Origin of the sequence: Oryzibacter oryziterrae, assembly GCF_021864535.1 — a bacterium.
Classification (GTDB): Bacteria; Pseudomonadota; Alphaproteobacteria; order Rhizobiales; family Pleomorphomonadaceae; genus Pleomorphomonas; species Pleomorphomonas oryziterrae.
Map to the genome: position 1 here is coordinate 16,104 of NZ_JAKJIC010000011.1, position 22,026 is coordinate 38,129.

At 64.5% G+C, this 22,026-nt stretch carries 23 protein-coding genes; 8 read left to right on the forward strand and 15 right to left on the reverse strand.

Translation table 11 applies throughout. The annotated features are described in order from the left end of the window. Nucleotides 1-51: 51 nt before the first annotated feature. The 6 genes from L2I41_RS12830 to gatB form a co-directional block, all read right to left on the reverse strand. Nucleotides 52-915 (reverse strand): OmpA/MotB family protein, encoded by an 864-nt coding sequence (locus tag L2I41_RS12830; protein ID WP_237153969.1) that lies wholly within the window; start codon nt 913-915, stop codon nt 52-54. A 40-nt stretch (nt 916-955) separates the two neighbouring features. Beyond that, entirely contained in the window at nt 956-1,735 is a 780-nt protein-coding gene (locus tag L2I41_RS12835) for a motility protein A (RefSeq protein WP_237153970.1), read from the reverse strand. A 168-nt stretch (nt 1,736-1,903) separates the two neighbouring features. Then, a complete protein-coding gene (locus tag L2I41_RS12840) occupies nt 1,904-2,194 on the reverse strand; it encodes an addiction module antidote protein (RefSeq protein ID WP_237153971.1) in 291 nt (96 codons plus the stop codon). Next, nucleotides 2,194-2,496 carry a type II toxin-antitoxin system RelE/ParE family toxin gene (locus tag L2I41_RS12845; RefSeq protein WP_237153972.1) on the reverse strand — a complete coding sequence of 101 codons (303 nt, stop codon included), beginning with the start codon at nt 2,494-2,496 and terminating at the stop codon, nt 2,194-2,196. Before L2I41_RS12845 ends, L2I41_RS12840 begins: the two co-directional genes overlap by 1 nt. A 58-nt stretch (nt 2,497-2,554) precedes the next feature. Beyond that, nucleotides 2,555-2,863: a hypothetical protein gene (locus tag L2I41_RS12850; RefSeq protein WP_237153973.1), complete on the reverse strand. Its 309-nt coding sequence runs from the start codon at nt 2,861-2,863 to the stop codon at nt 2,555-2,557. Nucleotides 2,864-2,966: 103 nt separating this feature from the next. Further along, nucleotides 2,967-4,445, reverse strand: a complete 1,479-nt coding sequence (gene gatB / locus L2I41_RS12855) for an Asp-tRNA(Asn)/Glu-tRNA(Gln) amidotransferase subunit GatB (protein ID WP_390634189.1) — start codon at nt 4,443-4,445, stop codon at nt 2,967-2,969. Between the two features lie 206 nt (nt 4,446-4,651). Between gatB and L2I41_RS12860 the strand changes: the two genes are divergently transcribed. The 4 genes from L2I41_RS12860 (at nt 4,652) to L2I41_RS12875 (ending at nt 7,242) form a co-directional block, all read left to right on the forward strand. Then, entirely contained in the window at nt 4,652-5,344 is a 693-nt protein-coding gene (locus L2I41_RS12860; protein ID WP_237153974.1) for a D-lyxose/D-mannose family sugar isomerase, read from the forward strand. Between the two features lie 105 nt (nt 5,345-5,449). Further along, nucleotides 5,450-5,704, forward strand: coding sequence for a hypothetical protein (locus tag L2I41_RS12865; protein WP_237153975.1), 255 nt, complete (start codon nt 5,450-5,452; stop codon nt 5,702-5,704). Between the two features lie 33 nt (nt 5,705-5,737). Then, nucleotides 5,738-6,187 carry a c-type cytochrome gene (locus tag L2I41_RS12870; RefSeq protein WP_237153976.1) on the forward strand — a complete coding sequence of 150 codons (450 nt, stop codon included), beginning with the start codon at nt 5,738-5,740 and terminating at the stop codon, nt 6,185-6,187. Nucleotides 6,188-6,267: 80 nt separating this feature from the next. Then, on the forward strand, nt 6,268-7,242 hold the full coding sequence (locus tag L2I41_RS12875) for an ROK family protein (RefSeq protein ID WP_237153977.1): 975 nt from the start codon (nt 6,268-6,270) through the stop codon (nt 7,240-7,242). Between the two features lie 7 nt (nt 7,243-7,249). On the opposite strand, the gene L2I41_RS12880 is transcribed toward L2I41_RS12875, so the two are convergent. Genes L2I41_RS12880 through L2I41_RS12890 form a run of 3 tightly spaced genes read right to left on the reverse strand, consistent with a single transcriptional unit; the run spans nt 7,250 to nt 9,820 of the window. Further along, the gene (locus L2I41_RS12880; protein WP_237153978.1) at nt 7,250-7,894 is read right to left on the reverse strand and encodes a GntR family transcriptional regulator; all 645 of its coding nucleotides are present in this window, start codon (nt 7,892-7,894) and stop codon (nt 7,250-7,252) included. Nucleotides 7,895-7,904: 10 nt separating this feature from the next. Further along, nucleotides 7,905-8,906, reverse strand: coding sequence for a 4-hydroxyproline epimerase (locus tag L2I41_RS12885; protein WP_237153979.1), 1,002 nt, complete (start codon nt 8,904-8,906; stop codon nt 7,905-7,907). 5 nt (nt 8,907-8,911) lie between these two features. Continuing rightward, complete coding sequence (locus L2I41_RS12890; protein ID WP_237153980.1) at nt 8,912-9,820, reverse strand: dihydrodipicolinate synthase family protein; 909 nt, start codon at nt 9,818-9,820, stop codon at nt 8,912-8,914. 68 nt (nt 9,821-9,888) lie between these two features. Here L2I41_RS12890 and L2I41_RS12895 point away from each other — a divergent pair, with 68 nt between their 5' ends. After that, nucleotides 9,889-11,133 carry an NAD(P)/FAD-dependent oxidoreductase gene (locus L2I41_RS12895; protein WP_237153981.1) on the forward strand — a complete coding sequence of 415 codons (1,245 nt, stop codon included), beginning with the start codon at nt 9,889-9,891 and terminating at the stop codon, nt 11,131-11,133. A gap of 124 nt (nt 11,134-11,257) precedes the next feature. Beyond that, a complete protein-coding gene (locus L2I41_RS12900) occupies nt 11,258-13,003 on the forward strand; it encodes a methyl-accepting chemotaxis protein (protein WP_237153982.1) in 1,746 nt (581 codons plus the stop codon). Here L2I41_RS12900 and ribD read toward each other — a convergent pair whose 3' ends face one another. After that, on the reverse strand, nt 13,004-14,155 hold the full coding sequence (gene ribD, locus L2I41_RS12905) for a bifunctional diaminohydroxyphosphoribosylaminopyrimidine deaminase/5-amino-6-(5-phosphoribosylamino)uracil reductase RibD (protein WP_237153983.1): 1,152 nt from the start codon (nt 14,153-14,155) through the stop codon (nt 13,004-13,006). It abuts the gene before it with no gap. Between the two features lie 105 nt (nt 14,156-14,260). Further along, nucleotides 14,261-14,719 carry a transcriptional regulator NrdR gene (nrdR, locus tag L2I41_RS12910; protein WP_237153984.1) on the reverse strand — a complete coding sequence of 153 codons (459 nt, stop codon included), beginning with the start codon at nt 14,717-14,719 and terminating at the stop codon, nt 14,261-14,263. A 57-nt stretch (nt 14,720-14,776) separates the two neighbouring features. Here nrdR and L2I41_RS12915 point away from each other — a divergent pair, with 57 nt between their 5' ends. Further along, nucleotides 14,777-15,328: a GNAT family N-acetyltransferase gene (locus L2I41_RS12915; protein ID WP_237153985.1), complete on the forward strand. Its 552-nt coding sequence runs from the start codon at nt 14,777-14,779 to the stop codon at nt 15,326-15,328. Nucleotides 15,329-15,402: 74 nt separating this feature from the next. On the opposite strand, the gene wrbA is transcribed toward L2I41_RS12915, so the two are convergent. Continuing rightward, a complete protein-coding gene (gene wrbA, locus L2I41_RS12920; protein WP_237153986.1) occupies nt 15,403-16,002 on the reverse strand; it encodes an NAD(P)H:quinone oxidoreductase in 600 nt (199 codons plus the stop codon). Nucleotides 16,003-16,225: 223 nt separating this feature from the next. Between wrbA and L2I41_RS12925 the strand changes: the two genes are divergently transcribed. Beyond that, nucleotides 16,226-17,251: an LLM class flavin-dependent oxidoreductase gene (locus L2I41_RS12925; protein ID WP_237153987.1), complete on the forward strand. Its 1,026-nt coding sequence runs from the start codon at nt 16,226-16,228 to the stop codon at nt 17,249-17,251. Between the two features lie 725 nt (nt 17,252-17,976). On the opposite strand, the gene L2I41_RS12930 is transcribed toward L2I41_RS12925, so the two are convergent. The 3 genes from L2I41_RS12930 to dapB all read right to left on the reverse strand — a co-directional run bounded on the left by L2I41_RS12930 (nt 17,977) and on the right by dapB (nt 22,025). Further along, nucleotides 17,977-19,155 (reverse strand): NAD(P)/FAD-dependent oxidoreductase, encoded by a 1,179-nt coding sequence (locus L2I41_RS12930; protein ID WP_237153988.1) that lies wholly within the window; start codon nt 19,153-19,155, stop codon nt 17,977-17,979. 129 nt (nt 19,156-19,284) lie between these two features. Beyond that, entirely contained in the window at nt 19,285-20,955 is a 1,671-nt protein-coding gene (locus tag L2I41_RS12935) for a thiamine pyrophosphate-binding protein (protein ID WP_237153989.1), read from the reverse strand. A 272-nt stretch (nt 20,956-21,227) separates the two neighbouring features. Then, nucleotides 21,228-22,025, reverse strand: a complete 798-nt coding sequence (gene dapB / locus L2I41_RS12940; RefSeq protein ID WP_237153990.1) for a 4-hydroxy-tetrahydrodipicolinate reductase — start codon at nt 22,023-22,025, stop codon at nt 21,228-21,230. Nucleotide 22,026 lies beyond the last annotated feature (1 nt).

Below are 22,026 nucleotides of genomic sequence, written 5' to 3' on the forward strand. Positions count from 1 at the left end.
AAAAGATGACCGCCGATCACCAGATGGTGATGCAGAGGGGGATCTGGCGGATCAGAACAGGCTGGCGCCCGGCATCGGCGGGGCCTCCTTGAGCAGGACCAGCTCGACGCGGCGATTGCCGGAGAGGAAGGGATCGTCGGGGAACAGCGGCTCCTTGTCGGCGACGCCGATCACCTGGGCGAGCGAACCTGCGCCGAGGCCATAGTTGCCCATGATCTCGGCGACACTGAGGGCACGCTCGGCCGACAGCGACCAGGCAGCACCGCCGGGAATGGCCATGTCGCCGGTGGATTCGGTGTGGCCGATGATCTGCAGGCGGCCGGGCATCTGCTGGATCACAGGCGCGATGCGCGACAGCAGGATCTTCATGCGATCGGTCGGCTGGCGCGATTGCGAGGCAAACATGGGCCGGCCGTCCTGATCGATGATGGAGATGTGCAGGCCGTCCTTCTCGTTCTGCAGGATGATCTGCTTGGAGAGTTCGGCGAAGTCGGGCAGGTCCTGCAGCGACTGGCGCAGGGACTCGGCGGCGGTGAGGAACTCACGCGGCTTGTTCTCGGCTGACTTCTCGAAGCGGTTGGTATCCACTTCCGGCCCCTGGTTCTCGAAGGCGTCGTTGGAATGGGAGGCAAACTCGACGGTGTCGGCGAGGCTGAGGGGCTGGACGTCGCGCAGGAACTTGCGTTCCGGCAGACCGCCCTGCTCGATCATGCCGGCGGGACGCTGGACCGACTGGTAGCCGAAAGCGTCGCGCATGGAGCCGGCGGCCTCGTGCAGCTTCTGCTCGTCCTGGCTGGAGAAGGACACGATCATCACGAACAGGGCCATGAGCAGACTCATGAGGTCGGCAAAGGTGATGACCCATGGCGCGCCGCCATGTCCGCCTCCGCCTCCGCCTTTCTTCTTGCCGCTCATGAACGCATTCCTTCAGCACGTGCCCTGGAGAGCAAACCGATCAAGCCGCTTCCTTGCTGGCTTCGGCCTTCGCGCGATGCTTGAGCGGCAGGTAGGACAGCAATTCTTCGTGCACCTGCTTGGGACTCTTGTTTTCGCGGATCAGGATCACCGCGTCGATGATCATCGACTGGATCTCCGCCTCATGATTGGCGCGGTTGCCCAGCTTGTCGGAGATTGGCGAGGCCATGACGTTGGCGATGACGGCGCCATAGAGCGTGGTCAGCAGCGCGATGGACATGGCGGGACCGATCTGCTTGGGATCGGACATGTGGGCGAACAGCGAGACGAGACCGATGATGGTGCCTACCATGCCCATGCCCGGCGCGGCTTCCGACATCTTGGCCCAGGCGGTGTGGCCCATGTGCAGGCGTTCGTATTGCAGATCGCGCTCGCGTTCGAGAACATGCTGGATCGTTTCGGCCGAATAGCCGTCGGCGATCATCTGGATGGCCTTCTTGAGGAAGGGCTCGTCGATCTCAAGCTTTTCGAGCCCGAGCGGGCCCTGCTTGCGGGCCACTTCGGCGATCTCGGTCAGCTGTTCGAGCAGATGCAAGGTGTCGTGGGTCTTGTACATGACGGCCTCCTTGAAGCCGCCAAATACCGCTGCGGGGAAGGTCTTCAACGTATAGCGACCCAGTACGGCCACAAGCGCGCCCACGATCACGACGTTGGTCGCCAGAAGGTTCATGAACATCATGATGTTCGAACCTTCTAGCACAACGGCCATGTAGAGAACGCCGAAGCCGCCGAACACACCGAGAAGCGTCGCGATATCCATTGCCAACCCGCGCCAGGGGGACTGAAAACATGTGAACGGGCACCGAAGCACCCTTTCCCCAGCAGGATCAGATTAACGATGATGCGGATAATGGCCGCTTAAGGAACAGGGTTAACGGGGGATGAAGACGGCAGAGATCGACTGGAAAGGAGCAGAAGCTTTTGCGTTTCAGGACCGATGCGCAGCAATGGTCATCGTGAAGCCGAGAGCCTTGGTGACCTTCATGATCGTTGCAAAGGCCGGATTTCCGGCTTCGCTCAAAGCCTTGTAGAGGCTTTCCCGCGATAGCCCGGCGTCCTTGGCCACCTGAGCCATGCCTCGCGCCCGCGCCACGTCGCCTATGGCCGCGGCAATCACGGCCGGATCGCCATCCTCGAAGGCAGCCTCAAGGTAAAGCGCAACCTTCTCATCACTATCAAGATGGTCGGCGGCGTCCCATTTGGTGATCTCTATCGTCATCACCCGCTCTCCTCAAGTTCGGACGCCAAGCGTTGCGCGCGGCGAATGTCGGCATCTTGCGAAGACTTGTCTCCGCCGCACAGAAGCAGCACGATCTCCACCCCACGATAGGTGAAGTAGACGCGATAACCCGGCCCGTAGTCGATGCGGAGCTCGTGGACACCTGAGCCGACCGACTTCACATCACCCATGTTGCCAAGGGAAAGTCGGCGAATGCGAACGTTCACCCGCGCCTGCGCCCGCGCGTCTTTCAGGCCTGCAAACCACTTGACATATTGGGCAGTTTGACGGACTTCGATCATGGATATTGTATCCCATAGGATACGGAAATCAAGGATTTTGACGACAGTAGCGGTTAGCTCAGTCTGATTGCCAGAAGGACAGCTGATAGCCGTGGAGATCGCCTGACTGGGCCGAAACCGGAAACTCCACACTAAGGCAGCGATCAGGAAAATCGAGTGCAATTTTGGCACGGCACAACCCGACCACCCGATTGCGCTGGTACGTCAGCTTGTCAGCGGACATGTTGGGGCAGCGATAGTGCCGCACTTTGAAATCAGCGAAGGCTCCACCCGTCCAAAGAGGGCGGTCCTCTATCAGCTGGAATCCAGCCAGAAGGCCGTGGCATAGCCCAAGGCAAGAGAGAATGAGCCTGAAAAACAGACTCATTCCTCACATCCAATGCCCTGAGCGGCATTCGACGCGCCAAGCTCTGCCCGCAGCTCTCGGGGACGCCCTTGTAGCGGCGTCCGGAACTACAGGCAGGTCATTCTCACTCGACGCCGAGCTTGGCCTTGACCAGGTCGTTGACGGCCTGCGGGTTGGCCTTGCCACCGGTGGCCTTCATGACCTGGCCGACGAACCAGCCGGCGAGCGTGGGCTTGAGGCGGGCCTGCTCGGCCTTGTCGGGGTTGGCGGCGATGACGTCGGCGACGGCCTTTTCGATGGCGCCGGTGTCGGTGACCTGCTTCATGCCGCGGCTCTCGACCAGGTCCTTGGGATCGCCGCCTTCGGTGTAGACGATCTCGAACAGATCCTTGGCGATCTTGCCGGAGATAGTGCCGTCGCGGATCAGGTCGACGATGGCGCCAAGCTGATCGGGCGAAACGGGAGAGTTTTCAATGCTCTTGCCGTCCTTGTTGAGACGGCCGAACAGCTCGTTGATCATGAAGTTGGCTACGGCCTTGCCGTCGCGGCCCTTGGCGACCGCTTCGAAATAGTCGGCGGAGATCTTCTCCAGCGTCAGCACCATGGCGTCATAGGGGGTGACGCCATATTCGGCGATGAAGCGCGCCTTCTTCTCGTCCGGCAGTTCGGGCAGATGCGCCTTCAGACCCTCGACCCAGGCGGGATCGAGTTCGAGCGGCAGCAGGTCCGGATCGGGGAAGTAGCGATAGTCATGCGCTTCTTCCTTGGACCGCATGGAGCGCGTCTCGCCCTTGGCGGCGTCGTAGAGGCGGGTTTCCTGATCGATCTTGCCGCCGTCTTCGAGGATGGCGATCTGCCGGCGCGCTTCATATTCGATGGCCTGACCGGCGAAGCGCATGGAGTTGACGTTCTTGATCTCGCAACGCGTGCCGAGCGGCGCGCCGGGCTTGCGCACGGACACGTTGATGTCGGCGCGCATGGAGCCCTCTTCCATGTTGCCGTCACAGGTGCCGAGATAGCGCAGGATGGTCCTGAGCTTGGAGAGATAGGCCTTGGCCTCGTCGGACGAGCGCAGGTCGGGCTTGGAGACGATCTCCATCAGCGCCACACCCGAGCGGTTCAGGTCGACGAAGGACATGGTGGGGTGCTGGTCGTGGATCGACTTGCCGGCGTCCTGTTCAAGATGCAGGCGCTCGATACCGACTTCCACCACACCCTCAGGCATGTCGAGGATGACCTTGCCCTCACCGACGATCGGCTGCTTGTACTGGCTGATCTGGTAGCCCTGCGGCAGGTCCGGGTAGAAATAGTTCTTCCGGTCGAAGATCGAATAATGGTTGATCTCGGCCTTGAGGCCGAGGCCGGTGCGCACGGCCTGCGCCACGCATTCCTCGTTGATCACGGGCAGCATGCCGGGCATGGCCGCATCGACCAGCGACACATGGGCATTGGGCGCGCCGCCGTATTCCGCCGAAGCACCCGAGAACAGCTTGGACTTGGACGTGACTTGCGCGTGCACTTCCATGCCAATGACGATTTCCCAGTCGCCGGTGGCGCCTTTGATCATCTTCTTGGGATCGGGTGTGCGGACGGCCATGTTCATCGAAGGCTCTCTCGGGCTCAAGTAAGTGAGGACTGACTTATGGGGGGATAACCCACTTTCGCGCCTCACGGAAGAGGAAAGACACGGGGAAGGCGTTGGCCACGGTCGCGCGGGGGGCACCTGCGCTTACGCAAACATTGCTAGGGACCATTCATGGCCGATCTGCTATCTCTCGCCCACGTCACTGCCATTGCGAGGAAAGGTTCATGAAGCGCTCCGAGATCAACGACGCCATCATCAGGGCGGAAGCGGATTTCGCCAAGGTGGGTTTTGCCCTGCCCGGCTTTGCCAAATGGAGCCTCGAAGACTGGAAGGCGCAGCGCGCGCCCGCCAGGGACATGATCGAGACGGGACTGGGCTGGGATGTCACCGATTTCGCCGAGGGACGGTTTGGCACCAAGGGGCTGCTGCTGTTCACCGTGCGCAACGGCAAGATCGCCGGCGGCTTCGGCAACCGCCCCTATGCCGAAAAGATCATGATCGCGCGCAGGGATCAGGTCACACCGATGCACCGGCATGGCACCAAGGTGGAGGACATCATCAACCGTGCGGCCCTCACCGACGGCGCAACGCTGGCGATCCGCCTCTATACGGCAGCTCCAGATGGGTCGCTGTCGAAGAGCCTGCCTGTCGTCGCCCATCTCGACGGGATGGTCCGGGAACTGGCGCCGGGCAGCGTGGTGAAGCTCAACCCGGGTGAGTCGATCACGCTGTTTCCGACCACCTATCACTCCTTCTGGGGCGAAGGCGGCGACGTGGTGGCCGGGGAAGTATCGTCGGTCAATGACGACCGGACTGACAATATCTTTGCCGAGCCGCTGGCTCGCTTCAGCCCGATCGAGGAAGATGCGGCGGTTTTCCGGCCCATCGTGACGGACATTGCGGGGCTGTCTGCTTAAGTTGAGGGCAGAGGTCGGGCATTTATGATTCAAAATGCCGGCGGTGTGGGTTAACATGCGTGGTGTTGGCCGCCTTTGGCCCGGCCACACCAGGAAAACATGCCCATGCCGTCCAAGCCCCTGCCCAAGCTCGTGCGATTTCTGTTCCGCCACGCCTTGATCGGCTTCGGGCTGGCGATCACCTTCGTCGGGCTGCTGCTGGCCTTTGATATCGGGGGAATCGCGACGTTGATCGGCTCTTCCTCGTCGGGGGTGCTGGCGACGGTGGTGCTGACCTTTTCCATGGGGCTGACCTTCTCCAGCGTGCAGATGGGCTTTGCCGTGATGCTGCTGGCGAAGCGGGATGACACCTTCTACTGAGCGCCTGAGGGCGAATCGTTTTTCGACATGCGCATGCGCTTGAAGCTTCCGATGGCAATGGTGGCGTTCTGCCTCGTGGTGGCCAGTGGCGACGCCCTGGCCGGACAGGGGGAGACGCTGTATGAGGCGACCTGTGGCGCTTGCCACGGTCCGGGCGGCGTGGGGACGACGTCAGCGCCGCCGATCGCCGGAACCGATCTGTGGTCGAGGCTCGGGGGCAAGGCCGGGGCCTATCTCACCGGTGTGATGGCGGCGGGCATGAGCGGCACGTTCTTGAGCGGAACTTCGCCCTACGGCAATCAGCCGATGCCGGCACAATTGTCGCCGAGCCCCGAGGACATGGTGCAGATCGCCTATTACATCCTGGTGGAGCTGAACGGCGGCTCGATGGACGACGTGCCGAGCGCGAGAGACTTTGCCGAGGCGCGTGAAAACCCGCCATCGATCGCGGCGCTCACCGCTTTACGCAACGAAACGCAATGAACCCCGTGGACTAGGTAGCATCCGGCTTGACCGGATCGTCGCTGTGCCGGTAAGCCTGCACATCCTCATTTCAGCATTCGTTGGACCGAAAACTGTCACACGCCCTCACGCCCTCCGCCGCCTCTGCGCCCCATGAAGCTGCCTCATCCGGCCCCGTCGCCATCGGCATTGATCTTGGTGGTACCAAGCTGATGGCCGGCCTTGCCGGTCTCGATGGCCAGATGCTGGCGAATGTCGAGCAGCCGACCCGCCATGGCAAGGGCGCGCCGGTGCTGGGGCAGATCGAAGAGATCGTCGCCGAACTTTGCCAAACGGCAGGCGTGGAACGGTCACGGCTGGCGCAGGTGACCATCGGCGTGCCGGCGGCCGTGGACCCGGTGACGGGTCTCGCTTCGCTGTCGCCGAACCTGGAGCTGGACCCGACGCGTCCGCTGGCGGTGGTGCTGGGCGAGCGGCTCGGCTGCCGGGTGAATGTGGAAAATGACGTGAATGTTGCCGCCTTCGGCGAGGCCGTGCTCGGTCATGGCCGCGGCACCGGCGCGCTGGCGCTGATTTCCTTCGGCACCGGCGCGGGCATGGGCCTCGTGATCGGTGGCAAGATGGTGCGCGGCGTCGGCGGGCGGACGGGCGAGATCGCCTATTTGCCGCTCGGTGGGGACGCCTATGCGGACGAGGAGCGGACCAAGGCCGGGCTCTATGAGCTGGCCGTGGGATCGCCCGGCTTCCGCGGCGCCTATAGCGATGACGGCACCAGCGTGTTCGAAATCTTCGAGCGGGCGACCAAGGGCGAAGCGAAGGCACAGGCGGTGATCGAGCAGGTGGCGCGCACGGGTGCGCTCGGCCTGGCGAGCGTTGTCGCGCTGATCGATCCGGACGTGGTGGTGCTGGCGGGCAGCATTGGCGCGCGGCAGGAATTTGCCGATCTGCTCAAGGCCAATCTCGCCAAGCTGCTGCCCTTCCCCGTGCGGGTCGAGGTGAGCGCGCTCGGCCGCGAAGCGGGTCTGCATGGCGCGGTTCAGGCGGCCGTGGCGGCGGCGCGGGACGGCGCGAACTGAGGGTGAATCACTCCGCGTCGAGTTCGGCGCGGAGATCGGCCAGCGTGGCGGCGATGTGCCGTTCACCGAGATCGCGAACCCTGGCGGCGTCGCGATCCTTCCAGGCGCTGTAGAGGGCCGCGTGTTCGGCCTGCGCCCTCTCGGTGCGGCCTTCGGGCCTGAGGTGGCGCACCACGTAGCGCTCGCCAATCACATGCAATCGCTCGATCATCTCCAGCGTCACCGGAGCTCCGGCGGGCTGGATCAGCGCCATGTGGAAGGCGCGGTTGAAGGCGCCGACGCGCGACGAGCGCACGGCGACGGCGTTGTGCAGCGCCTCGAAAGCGCGGCGCGTGGCTTCGAGAGCGGCCGCATCGGCCCGTTCGGCGCCGCGGGCGGCCGCGTCGGGTTCGATGCGCAGGCGCAGGTCAAAGACGTCGAAGGCCTCGGCTGACGAGAGCGGCCGGACGAAGAAGCCGCGATTGGCCTGCGAGGTGACGAGGCCGTTCTGCTGCAGCTTGGCGAAGGCTTCGCGCAAGGGGATCTTGCTGACGCCGAACTCGGCCGCCAGCGCATCCTGCTTGAGCGCGGAGTCGGCGGGGATGTCGCCGGCAACGATGCGCTCCTGCAGGATGGCGGCTATCTGATCGGCCAGGTTCGACTTCTGCAGCATTTGTGATCCCTCAGACGACCTGGAAGCCCTTCCAGAAGTCGTCGGCGCGATCGATCCAGATGGTGTTGAAACCGGTGGCGATGGCCGACCCCTGGATGGACGGGATGATGGCGGGCTTGCCGGCCACCTCGGTGATCGCCTCGACACGGCCGATGAAGCGGCTGCCGATGTAGCTCTCGTGCACGAAGGCTTCGCCGGGTTTGAGCAGGCCCTTGGCGGCGAGATGGGCGAGGCGCGAGGAGGTGCCGGTGCCACAGGGGGAACGGTCGATGGCCTTGTCGCCGTAGAACACGGCGTTGCGACCGTGGGCGCCGTTGCCCTTGGGCTTGTCGGCCCAGAGCACGTGGCTGACGCCGCGGATGGTGGGGTTCAGCGGATGGACCGGCTCGACCTTCTCGCGCATCAGGCGACGCACGACGTTGGACAGCTCGATGATCCGGGAAGCGCCGAGGTCGTCGAGGCCGGTGTAGGGGCCCTGCGGCTCGATGATGGCGTAGAAGTTGCCGCCATAGGAGACGTCGACCGTGAGCGGGCCGAAGCCGGGCACCTCGATCTCCACGCCCGTGACGGCGACAAAGGCGGGGACGTTGGTGATCTTGACGAAGGTGACCTTGTCGCCCTCGGCGCCATAGTCGATGTCGATGACGCCGGCGGGCACCTCGACGCGCAGCTTGCCGGGCGTGCGGGGCGTGATCAGGCCATGTTCGAGGCCGAAGGTGATCATGCCGATGGTGCCGTGGCCGCACATGGGCAGGCAGCCGGACGTTTCGATGAAGAGGATGCCGCAATCGGCATCCTCGCGGGTCGGCGGATAGAGGAAGCCGCCGGACATCATGTCATGGCCGCGCGGCTCGAAGCAGAGGCCGGTGCGGATCCAGTCGAAGCGCTCCAGGAAATCCTGGCGGCGCTCCGACATGTTGGCGCCCTTGAGGAGCGGTGCGCCACCGGCCACCAGCCGCACCGGATTGCCGGCCGTATGCCCGTCGATGCAGAAGAAGGTGTGGCGCATCATGAACCTCAAATCTTCTTGGGGCCGACGGGACGGGTGGCTGCGGCCTGTTCCACCATGGCGATGATCTCGGCGCGGCGGGCGCCGGACAGGATCATGCGCGGCATGCGCACGCGCTCGGAGCCACGGCCCATGATCTGTTCGGCCAGCTTGATGGTCTGCACCAGATCATGCTCGGCGTCGAGATGCAGCAGCGGCATGAACCAGCGATAGATCTCGCGGGCACGCATCCAGTCGCCACGGGCGGCGGCGGCCACCAGCTCGACGGACTCGTGCGGGAAGGCGGAGGTGAGACCGGAGACCCAGCCCTTGGCGCCGAGCATCAGACCTTCGAGGGCGACGTCGTCGAGACCGGCGAAGATCTCGTAGCGGCTGCCGAAGGCGTTGATGAGGTCGGTGAAGCGGCGCGAGTCCGGGGCGCTTTCCTTGACGGCGACGATGTTCGGCACGTCGGCCAGCGCATCGAGCACTTCCTTGCCGATGTTGACGCGATAGGCCGGCGGGTTGTTGTAGAGCATGATCGGCAGGCTAACCGCCTCGGCGACAGCGCGGAAATGGGCGATCAGCTCTTCCGTCTTGGGCACATAGACCATGGCCGGCAGCAGCATCAGGCCGTCGATGCCCGCGGCTTCGGCGGCGCGTGCATAGGCGACCGCGCGGCGGGTGTCGAATTCGGACACGCCGGTGATGACCGGCACGCGCTTGTCGACCACCTCGACGACCGCCTTCAGGACGGTGCGCTTCTCGTCGGGATCGAGCGAGTTGTTCTCGCCGCAGGTGCCGAGCACGATCAGACCGTCGACGCCGTCGCGCACCAAGGCGTCATAGCCGGCCTGGGTGGCCTTGAGATCGATCGACAGATCCTCGGCAAATTGCGTAGTGGCGGCGGGAAATACGCCTTTCCAGGAGGTGGGCATTGACTGAGCCTCGCTAAGGGGTTTCTATAATCGTATACGATATACGAAAATGAATTGGAGTCGGTCAAGTGGAGAGAGATCAGACGCTCGTCGTCGGTGGGGGCATCGTCGGCCTGACTGCGGCGCTGGCGCTGCAGAAGGCGAATGTTCAGACGCTCCTGATCGACCCAGCCCGCGAGCGTCCGCCGGCGTCGTGGGGCAATGCCGGCCATATTGCCACCGAACAGGTGGAGCCACTGGCCTCGCCGGCCGCGCTGGCGTCCGTGCCAAGACGCCTGACGCTGGCTGGCGGCGCACTGGCGCTGCCGCCGCAGGAGATCGCGACGTGGCTGCCCTTCGGTCTTCGCCTGATGCTGGCCTCGCGGCCTGCCAGCTTTGCAGCGGGCAAGGCGGCCTTGAAGGCGCTGCTGAAGGACGCCCTGCCCGCCTGGCGACATCTGGTGACCGATTTGAACCGCCCGGATCTCCTGATCGAAGGTGGGCATATGGTGGTGTGGCACGGCGCCGAGGCGGCACGGCGGGGCGCCGATCACTGGTTCGCCGCCGACATTGGCACGGCAACCTGTCGCCCGTCCGACACGGCTGAGCTTGATCGGGCTGCCTCACTGCTGCATGCGCGGCCCGCCGGTGGCGTCACTTTCGGCAAGACAGGGCAAGTGCTGGATCCGGGCGCCGTGTTGACGGCGGTGAAGGATGCCTTTCTGGAAGCCGGCGGGCGGATCATCGCCGATAGCGTGTCCAAGATCGATGTGGAGGCAGGACAGGCCGTCGCGGTGACCTGTGGCGGAACGCGCCTGCAGGGGCGGCAGATCCTGGTTGCGGCCGGTGTCGAGAGCGCGGCGCTCCTGAAGCCGCTCGGGATCAAGGCGCCGATCATTGCCGAGCGCGGCTACCACATTCAGGCCGAGAGCCACGACTGGCCTGAAAGCCAGCCGCCGCTGGTATTCGAGGAACGATCGATGATCGTCACGCGCTTTGCCGGTGGCGTTCGGGCGTCGAGCTTTGTCGAGCTGTCGCGCCATGACGCGCCGCCTGTGACGCGCCGCTGGGAGCGATTGGAACAGCATGTGGCCGAACTCGGATTGCCGCTGCGACCGCCCTTCCGGCGCTGGTATGGCTCGCGCCCGACCTTGCCCGATTATCTGCCGGCCATCGGCAAGGCGGACGGGGTGGACAACCTGTTCTATGCCTTTGGACACCAGCATCTGGGGCTAACACTCGGCCCCATCACGGCCTTCCACCTGCTGGACCTGCTCGCAAGCGGCAACAGCAACCCGATTCTGGAGCCCTTCTCGCTCGGGCGCTTCAAATAGGAGCAAACACCGCATGGAAAACCCGGATTTTTTCGGGCAGTTTTGACCGGTTTTTCGCCATTCTTCAGAGATTGGTAACCATGCAACCCGACTATGTACCAACGTGAAATTTCGGGTACAGGCGATGTTTGCAAGATTCCGGTCGGAGCGTGTTGCCAAGGAGATGTTGCCCGCCGCAGTGGAGGCTGCGCCTGATGGCGAGGCCTTGGACGGGCCCAAACATGCCTCCGTCGAACCGATCGTCTCCATGGTGGAAATGGACCTGCGCCGCATGGGACAGCAGGTTGCGGCATCCGGCGTCGACATGCGGCGTGCGGTCAGCGCCAGCCGTGAACTGATCGCCGGAATCAGCGCCGGAACCGAGCGCCTGATCGGACAGACGGCGCGCGCCGACGAGAGCATGCATAACGTGGCGACGGCGCTGGAGCGCGTAGTGGTCGTCAACAGGGACATCAACGAACGCGCCCATCGCTCGATCGGCATTCTGAGCGACGCCGAAAAGGGAGCCGGCAATGCCGGCGCCCAGATGGCGGCGCTGGCGCAGGCGATCTCCGAGATCGAGACGGTGGTGGAACTGATCGCCGGCATCGCCGGACAGACCAATCTTCTGGCCCTCAACGCCACCATTGAAGCTGCTCGGGCCGGTGAAGCTGGCCGCGGCTTTGCCGTTGTGGCCGGCGAGGTGAAGGCGCTTTCAGTCGAAACGCGCAAGGCGACCGACCGGATCGGCGCGACCATTGCTGCCCTGCGCGAACGCAACGCTGCCGCAGTGGGGGCCGTGCAGGAGATCATTCACTGGATCGAGGATCTGCAGCCGGTGCTGAAGGGCGTTGGCGCTGCGGTGGCCGAACAGGCGTCTACCGTCGATACGATCAACGAGGCTGCAGTCGCAACGGTACGCCTGAGCGAAGATGTGACCACTGCGGCACAAGAAATCAGTGCCGCCGCGCAGGCGGCGGTGGACGCAGCCAAGAGCGCGGAGACCGCCACGGTTGCAATGGATCGGACCGTGACGGAAGCTTCCGGCCGCATGCTGACGGTGTTGCGGCAGAATGAAGGGGCGGACCGCCGGCGACATGATCGCTGGCCGGTGGAGATCGCCGGCGAGTTGCGTGTCGGCGGCCAATCACTGTCCGTACGGACGGCGGATATCAGCCGCGGCGGCGCGCTGGTTCGTTGTGAGGCGGACCGCAAGCCGAGCGGCGGGCGCGGTGATCTGCGGCTCGACGGGATCGGTACGCTGCCGGTGCGCGTGGCCGGCAGCAGCGCCCTCGGCCTTCATCTTGCCTTTGAGGGCGAAGAACCCACCGTGGCGAAGGCGCTGGAAGCGCGGCTCGAAAAGCTGAAGGCGGACGCGGCGCTGCACATCACGCTTGGCCAGGACACGGCCAGGGCCATGGTCTCGGCGCTGGAAAGCGAGATCGGCGCGGGTCGGCTCAGCCTGAACGACCTGTTCGATACGGACTATCGTCCGATTACCGGCACCAACCCGCAACAGTATACGACGCGTGCCCTGCCCGCCTTGGAGCGCGTGCTGGCCCCCATCCAGGATCGTGTCGTCAGCGGCAACACCAATCTCGCCTTCTGCGTCGCGCTCGACCTCAATGGCTATCTGCCGGTGCACAACGCCAAGTTCGCCCAGCCGCAGCGGCCGAACGATCCGATCTGGAACGCGGCCAACGCCCGCAACAAGCGCATCTTCGACGATCGCGCCGGGCTCCTGGCGGCGCGCAACACGCGCCCCTTCCTGGTGCAGAACTATCCGCGCGACATGGGCAACGGCGTGATCGTGATGATGAAGGAAGTGGACGTGCCGCTCGTCATTCAGGGGCGGCACTGGGGCGGACTGCGCATTGCAAGCCGCCTTTGATCATCCCTTCGGCAAGGCCGAGCGGCGGAAAAGACGCATCAGGCGATCCTCGCCAAGCCGGCGGCGCTCGATCAGCGTGAATCGCTCGTCCTGAGCCAATGACGCGATCGGCAGACCGGCAAGCGCCGGGACACCACGCGCGCCCAGAACGAGATCGGAGCGCACCAGGTTCACTTCATCGACGAGATCGGCTTCCAGCAAGGCGCGGGCGACCCGGGCTCCGCCTTCCGAGATGACCGAAGTGATGCCGAGACGACCAAGCTGGAACAGGACGTCCTGCAGGTCGAGACGACCCGAGGCGTCGCGTTCGGCGACTTCGATCAACACGCCCTTGTGTGCCAGCGCCTTCATCCGGTCTTCCGGCGCATCTGGCGCGGCAAAGAGCCAGGTCGGCGAGCTCGAGGCGGCAGCCACCACCTTGGCGGTGAGCGGCGTGCGGGCGTCGGCGTCGAGGATCACGCGAACAGGGTTGCGCCGTTCGCACCCGGCGAGGCGATTGGTGAGGGCGGGATCATCGGCGAGGACCGTGCCGATGCCGACCATGATGGCATCGTGCTCGACACGCAGACCCAGGGCGAAGGCCTTGGCACGCGGACCCGTGATGGCGATCTGCCCCTCGCCTTCCCGGCCGATAAAGCCGTCAGCAGAGGCGGCGAGCTTCAGATTGACGTGCGGCCGATCGCGGGTGACGCGCGAGACATGCCCGGCGTGCAACAAGGCGGCCTCGCGCTGAAGCACGCCCGTGGTGACGGCGATGCCCTGGCGGCGCAGATAGTCGTAGCCCTTGCCGGCAACGCGAGGATCCGGATCGTCAAGGGCGGCGACCACGTGGGCAATGCCGGCGCGGGCGATCGCCTCGCAGCAGGGCGGCGTTACGCCATGGTGCGAACAGGGCTCCAGAGTGACGTAGAGCGTGGCGCCCTTGGCGCGGGCGCCCGCCAGCGCGAGCGCCTGCGCTTCCGCATGCGGGCGGCCACCGGGTGCCGTGACGGCGCGGGAGATGACTTCGAAGCCATGGGCTTCCTTGCGAACAACGATGGCACCGACCGACGGATTGGGGCGGGCGAGGCCGTTGTTGCGGCGTCCCAGCTCGATGGCGGCCGCCATGAAGCGCCGGTCGAGTTCGGTCGGGGGACGGTCGTTGGGTGCCATTGCCGTGCCGCCTCAGGGTCAGGAGTCCGATGTGGAGTTCAATTCAAACAAGGATTTGGTGCTGAAGCTGGGCGACCAGGTCATGCAACCTGGTCGAAGACATCTCTAGTCGTTTTCGCTGTTCAGCTCACCGAGGACGCTCTCGAAGTCCTTCACCTCGCGGAAGTCGCGATAGACGGAGGCAAAGCGCACATAGGCGACGGGATCGAGGGTCTTGAGGCCTTCCATCACCAATGCGCCGATCTGGCCGGCCTCGATGTCATTCTCGCCAAGGCTTTCCAGCTGGCGGACGATGCCGGTGATCATGCGCTCGATGCGCTCGGGCTCCACCGGGCGTTTGCGCAAGGCGATCTGAACCGAGCGGGTCAGCTTGTCGCGATCGAAGGGAACGCGCCGGCCCGACCGCTTGACCACCACGAGCTCGCGCAGCTGCACCCGCTCGAAGGTGGTGAACCGTCCGCCGCAGGCCGTGCAGACGCGACGCCGGCGAATGGAAGTGCCGTCCTCGGTGGGGCGGCTGTCCTTCACCTGGGTGTCCTCGTTGCTGCAATAGGGGCACCGCATGCCGCATTCTCCTGCGAATCTGTTATGGCACAAGAGTATACCGGTCTGGGAGGGCACATGCCACAAAGGGTCTCATACTCTGCACCAACGATAGTCACCGACCGTTTGGTGCTGCGGGCCATCACCCGTGCGGACTTCCCGGCGCTGTCGGCCATCTGGGGAGACACCGAGGCCGTACGGTTCATTTCCGGCAAGCCGGCGAACGAGCACGAGAGCTGGATGCGCCTGTTGCGCTACGGCGGGCTGTGGCCGCTGCTCGGCTTTGGCTACTGGGGCGTCGAGGAGAAGGCGACCGGCGCCTATATCGGCGAAATGGGCCTCGCCGATTTCCATCGCCCCTATGAGCTGCCCGTGTCGGGTGTGCCCGAGGCCGGCTGGATTCTCGCACCGCAAGCGCAGGGCAAGGGCTATGCGCGTGAGGCGCTGGGCGCGTGCCTGGCCTGGGCCGATGCCAATCTGATGGACGACAGGACCATCGCGATCATCACGCCGGAGAATACGGCATCCATCCGGCTGGCAGAGCAGTGCGGCTACCGGCGGGACGGCGATGTGGACGCCAATGGCACGCTGCTCGGCTTGTGGGTCCGCAACCGGCGGGCGGTGTCGTAAGGCGTTGCGATAGAAAAAGAAAACCGCCGCGCAAGACGGGTCTCGCGCGGCGGCTTCTCGGATCAGCAGAACAATCAGCCGAACATCTTGGCGGCGATCTTGGCGACGTGGGCGCCCTGGAACTTGGCGCCTTCCAGCTCGATGGCGGAAGGCTGACGCGAACCGTCACCGTCGGTCAGCGTGCTGGCGCCATAGGGCGAACTGCCCTTGACTTCCTCAACGCCCATCTGGCCCTGGAAGGCGTAGGGCAGACCGACGTAGACCATGCCGTGATGCAGGAAGGTGGGGATCAGGCCGAGGATGGTGGATTCCTGGCCGCCATGCTGGGTGGCGGAGGCGGTGAAGGCCGAACCGACCTTGCCGACGAGCTTGCCCTGGAACCACAGACCACCGGTCTGGTCGAGGAAGTTGCGCATCTGCGAGGCGACAGTGCCGAAGCGGGTGCCGGCGCCGATGATGATGGCGTCGTAGTCGGCGAGTTCCTCAACCTTGGCGATGGGAGCGGCCTGGTCCATCTTGTAATAGGAAGCCTTGGCGACATCATCGGGCACCAGCTCGGGCACGCGCTTGACATCGACGGTGGCGCCGGCGGAGCGGGCACCCTCGGCAACGGCATTCGCCATCGTCTCGATGTGGCCATAAGCGGAATAATAGAGAACAAGAACCTTTGCCATGTCAGCCTCCTTGAGGACCGCCATTCGCGTCAACGACGGGTCGCCGAACCATAGGGGAATCGCACAGGCGGCACAGTCACGGTTTCGGCGACACCTTGTTCACGCCCAGCGAACAATGAGTGCACTATATGTAGGGCGAAGACAAATGCCGGGCTCCTCGCGACCGTCGGTGCAAAGCGCACCGCCTCCGTCATTCCCGGACAGCTCAGATTGGACATAGCATATGGAAATCGGAATCGACAGCTTCGTCTCGACCCAGTGGACCCACGACAGCCCGAGCGGCGACGCGAAGCGGATCGCCGAGCTTCTGGAAGAGATCGAGATGGCCGACAAGGTCGGGCTCGACGTCTACGCCATCGGCGAGCACCACCGCGAGGAGTATCTCGCCTCGGCGCCCACCATCCTGCTGGCCGCAGCGGCCGCGCGCACCAAGAACATCCGCCTCGCCAGCGCCGTGACGGTGCTGAGCTCGGACGATCCGATCCGCGTCTACCAGCAGTTCGCCACCATCGACCTGATCTCCAACGGTCGCGCCGAGATCATGGTGGGGCGCGGATCGTTCATCGAGAGCTATCCGCTGTTCGGCTTCGACCTCAAGGACTACGAGACGCTGTTCGCCGAGAAGCTCGACCTGCTGCTGACCGTGCGCGACGAGATCAATGTCCACTGGTCGGGCACACATCGCGCCCCGCTCAAGGGTGAAGGCGTCTATCCGCGGCCGGTGCAGAGCCCCCTGCCCGTCATCATCGGCGTCGGCGGCACACCGCAGTCGTTTGCCCGCGCCGGCGCGCTTGGTCTGCCGCTGATCGTGGCGATCATAGGGGGTGAGCCGCACCGCTTCCGGCCGCTGATCGATCTCTATCGCGAGGCCGGTCGCCGGGCCGGGCACAGCCCGGACAAGCTGTGGGTGGGCGTGCATGTCCACGGCTTCGTGGCCGAGACGACGGAAAAGGCGGCGGACATTCTCTGGCCGGAGTATCAGCGCACCTTCAACAAGATCGGTGCCGAACGCGGCTGGGGTCCGACAACGCGCGGCAGCTTCGACGCCCAGCGCGGCCCACTCGGGGCGCTCCTGGTGGGCGATCCGGAGACCGTGGCGGCGAAGATGCTCCACATCGACGAGTCGCTCGGCGGTGTGAAGCGCATCACCATGCTGCTCAACGGTTCGACGCTGACGCACGAGAATGCGCTGCGCCACATCGAACTGCTCGGCACCGAAGTGAAGCCGCGCGTGAACGGCCTGATGTGATCGGCGCGAGGAAAGCGCAATCTTGAAGTTTGGGCGGTTTTGTCTATAATCGGGAGTGGAGCGGGCGGATTGCCGCCGCCCGCTCCTTTAGTCACTTACGCAAAGTTAGGCGGATCGTTACAACCCAGCGATCCGCCGTCTTCGCGAAGATGACTTCCAGCTTCCACGGTTTGAACCGCATCGTCTGGACTCCTTCACCGAGAGCGAGGGCTGCTCGCCACAGCCGGGACAGCCAATCTTTCCCGGTCGCGCTGCTGGGGTGGCGCTGCTGCTTCTGATCTCGATTTGTTCACGATATCAGCGATTGCAGCAAGATGCATCTAGCAACCCCGCGCCTACACGCCGTAATTGTTGAAAATTGCCATGAATGAGGTATAGTCGGGAGTGGAGCGGGCGGTCGCATCCGCCCGCTCCTTTAGTCACCTACGAAGTGTTATGCGGACCGTTATGATCCAGCGGTCCGCAGTCTTCGCGACGGTGACTTCCAGCTTCCACGGTTTGAACCGCATCGTCTGGACTCCTTCATCAAGAGCGAGGGCTGCTCGCCACAGCCGGGACAGCCAATCTTTCCCGGTCGCACCGCTGGGTCGGCGCTGCTGCTTCCGATCTCGATTTGTTCACCATGATACAACCGAAATTGGATTGCAACCTGCGCGCAGGTTGTGAAACGAAAAGACCGCCGGCTGTGCCGACGGTCCGGACATGCTCGAATTCGGGCAACGCTCTCAGACGATGTTCTTTTCCTTGACCTTGCGCCCCTCGCGAAAGCGAGTGGTGGCTAGGTCGGAGAGGTCGAGCGTCACATAGCGGCCGTGGATGATCAGCTCGGAGAGGCCGCGACCGACGGCGGGCGACTGCTGCAGACCGTGGCCGGAGAAGCCGTTGGCAAACAACAGGTTCGGTACTTCCGGCATGGGGCCGATCAGCACGTTGTGGTCCCAAGCGCACATGTCGTAATAGCCGGCCCAGGCGCGACCGGTCTTGATGCGCTCGAAGGCGGGAATGCGGGTGGCAAGCGTCGGCCAAATGTGGTCCTCGAACAGCGACCAATCCACCTCGAAGTCGTTGTAGACCTCGGGGTCCTGTTCTTCCGGCGGCGCCCAGCCGCAGATGAAGCCCTCGCCTTCCGGTCGTACATAGGTGCCGTCGGGGTCGATCAGCAGCGGGCAGTTGTCGATGCGATCTTCGGCCTTGAAGGTGAAGATCATGCGTTTCTTCACTTCGATGGGAATGTCGATGCCCGCTGTGGCGGCGAGTTTGCGTCCGTCGGCACCAGACGCATTGACCACGGTGCCGCAGGCGATCTCCGTGCCATCGTCAAGCACGACGGCGGTGACGCGATTGCCGTCTCGCTTGTAGGCGACCACGTTGGCGGCACGGTACTCGACGCCGAGCGAGCGCGCCTTGCGGCGGAAGGCCTGCATCAGGCCGTAGCCATCAAACCAGCCCTCCCCCGTGCGACCATAGGCGCCGGAGTTGAGATCCTCGACGTTGAGCCAGGGGAAGGTGGCCTTGAGGCCGTCAGGCTCGAGGAAGGCAATGTCGGCGCCGAGTTCGGTCTGCAGGACGTGATTTTCCTTGAGGATCTCACGACCCGCATCGGTGGCGAGGAACAGGTAGCCGCCCTCTTTCAGACCGATGTCGGGCTTGTCGCCGTCCACTTCCAGGCGCTCACCGATGGAGCGGATGAAGTCGATTCCATGCAGCGATATCTTGATGTTCACCGCTGTGGAGAATTGCTGGCGGATGGAGGCGGCCGACAGGGCGGAGGCACACCGCTGGTAGGAGGCATCCTTCTCGATCACCAGGATGCGGCCCTTGAAGTCCGGATTGGACGCAAGATGGTAGGCCGTGGACGAGCCGGTGACGGCGCCGCCGACGATCACGACGTCATAGCTGAGCATGCTGCAAGATCTCGTTCTTGTTGTTCCCCATGCGACGCCCGAACCGGGAGGTCTTGCCCGGACATCGCTTGTCTTTTCCAATTCGCCAGGATGCTGACGCATCGGCTCATTGCACCGGTGCCAGCGCCCTCAGGGCGCGCGACCGGCGATCTGGTCCAGCGTCCGCGCGGGCGTGATCGCCTGCGGGTCAATGAAGCAGTGGATGATGGCCGGCTTGCCGCTGGCGAGCGCCCGCTCGAAGGCCGGCGCGAACTCGTCCGTGGTGCGCACCGTCTCGCCGTGGCCGCCGAAAGCGCGCGCGAAGGCGGCAAAATCGGGGTTCTTGAGATAGGTGCCGGACGGACGGCCCGGATATTCGCGCTCCTGATGCATGCGGATGGTACCGTACATGCCGTTGTCGACGACGATGACCACCATGGGCGCATCGTATTGAACGGCGGTCGCAAATTCGGCGCCGTTCATCAGGAAGCAGCCGTCACCGGCGAAGACGACGACCGGCTTGTCCGGGTTCTGCCGCTTGGCCATGACGCCGGCGGGAATGGAATAGCCGACCGAGCCGGAGGTCGGTGCGACCTGCGTGGCAAAGCGCTTATGGCGCCAGTAGCGGTGCAGCCAGATGGCATAGTTGCCGGCGCCATTGCAGACGATGGTTTCGGGTGGCATGCGGTTGCGCAGCCAGACCATGACCTCGCCATACTGGAAGTCACCGGGCACCTTGAGCGGCACCTCGGTCCAGGCGAGGAAGTCGGCACGGGCGGAGACGGTGTGCTCGCTCCAGGGGATCTGCACCGGCGGATGCACGGTGGAGAGCGCCGAAGCGAAGGCGTGCGGCGACGCGATGATGCCGAGCGCCGGCTGGTAGACGCGGCCGATCTCTTGCGGATCCGGGTGGATATGCACCAGCGTCTGCGTTGCCGTGGGGATGCCGATCAGCGTGTAGGACGAGGACGGCATCTCGCTCATGCGGCTGCCGATGACGATCAGCAGGTCGGCGTCCTTGACGCGCTGGGCGAGCTTGGGATTGGGGCCGATGCCCACGTCGCCGGCATAGTTGGGATGATCGGCCGGGAAGAGGCTGGCGCGGCGGAAACCGGTGGTGACGGGCAGATCGAAACGCTCGGCGAAGCGGATGATCTCGCGCTGGGCGCGCTCGGTCCAGCGAGTGCCGCCAAGGATGACCAGCGGCTTTTTTGCAGCCCAGAGCAGCTTCTGGAGCTGCACCATATCAGGCAGGCCGGGCCAGGTTTCCGCCGGTTCGACCACGGGCGCGTCGGCGACCTCGACCGTGTCGAGCAGCATGTCCTCGGGCAGCGAGATCACCACCGGGCCGGGGCGGCCCTGCAGGGCGACGCGGAAGGCGCGGGCGATGAGTTCGGGGATGCGTTCAGCCAGATTGATCTCGACAACCCACTTGGCGACGGAGCCGAAAACGGCCTTGTAGTCCATCTCCTGGAAGGCTTCGCGCTCCAGCATGCCGCGTTCGGCCTGGCCGATGAACAGGACCATCGGGGTCGAGTCATGGGCAGCGATATGGACGCCGTGGGCGGCGTTCATGGCGCCGGGACCACGGGTGACGAAGCAGATTCCCAGCTTTCCGGTGAGCTTGCCATAGGCGTCGGCCATCATGGCGGCCCCGCCCTCGTTGCGGCAGATCATCACGTCGATGGAGGCGTCGTGCAGGGCGTCGAGCACGGCGAGATAGCTTTCGCCGGGCACGCAGGTGAGGCGTTCGACGCCCTGGGCAATCAGCTGATCGACGAGAACCTGCCCACCGGTGCGGGGCTTTGCTTGAGAAGTCACGGAACCAAACTCCAGTTCGATGTCGGTATGGCCAAGACTATTCGCAAGCCAGCCGGCGTTTCCCGCCCCATCCGCTTGTCATGGTCCGCGAAGGCGGACCATCCAAGCAGTCACAGGCAAGGAAAGTCCGAAGGTCAAACCAGATTCGGGTTCACTTCGGACATCCGGTCTCGTCGCAGTTCATCCCGACTTCATATTGCATTCTACTCTTTTGCTTTTGACTGCATGGATGGTCCGCCTTCGCGGACCATGACAATCGCAAGCGTGTATGTTCAATCCAACAGGCAATCGAGGCCGCGGCGCAAGCCCTTGACTTCACGGACCCGGCGGACGGCGAGCAGTGTGCCTGCGACATAGGGCGCGGCGGACGAGCCGGCGTCATGGCGGATGACGAGGCGCTCGTCGGGCGCACCGAACTGCGCCTCGCAGGACAGAATGTAACCGGGAAGTCGCACGGAGTGGACCTGAACGTCGCCTATTTGTCCGCCGCGTGTTTCCTTGACGCCACCAAGTTCGGCGACCGGCTTGGCAGTGGACGGAAGACGGACGGCGGAGAGGCGTTCGGCCAGCTCGCGCGCGGTACCCGAGGGCGTGTCGGGCTTCTTTGCCGAGGCATAGTCGATGACCTCGACGTCGGCGACATAGCGGGCGGCCAGGAGGGCGAACTTGGTCATCAGCGTGGCGGTGATGGAATAGTTGCCAGCGGCGAAGACCGAGACGCCGGCGCTGTCGGCCGCGGCGGCAATTTCGGCATAGTCGTCGGCGGACAATCCCGAGGTGCCGATCACGACGGCAACGCCCTTGGCGACAGCTTCGAGCACATGCGCCTTGACCACATGCGGCTTGGTGTAGTCGACCAGCACGTCGGCGCCGGCGGCCAAGGCCTCGGCGAGCGTGGCGGAGACCTTGAGGCCGGCTTCGGGGCCGCCGAGCACCGTGCCCACGTCCTGGCCGGCGACGGAGCGGGCGACCGCTCCGACGAGGTCCAGATCCTCGGCGGCCAGCACGGCCTTGGCGACCGCACTGCCCGTCCAGCCGGTCGCACCGGCCACCACCACGCGGATCGTCATC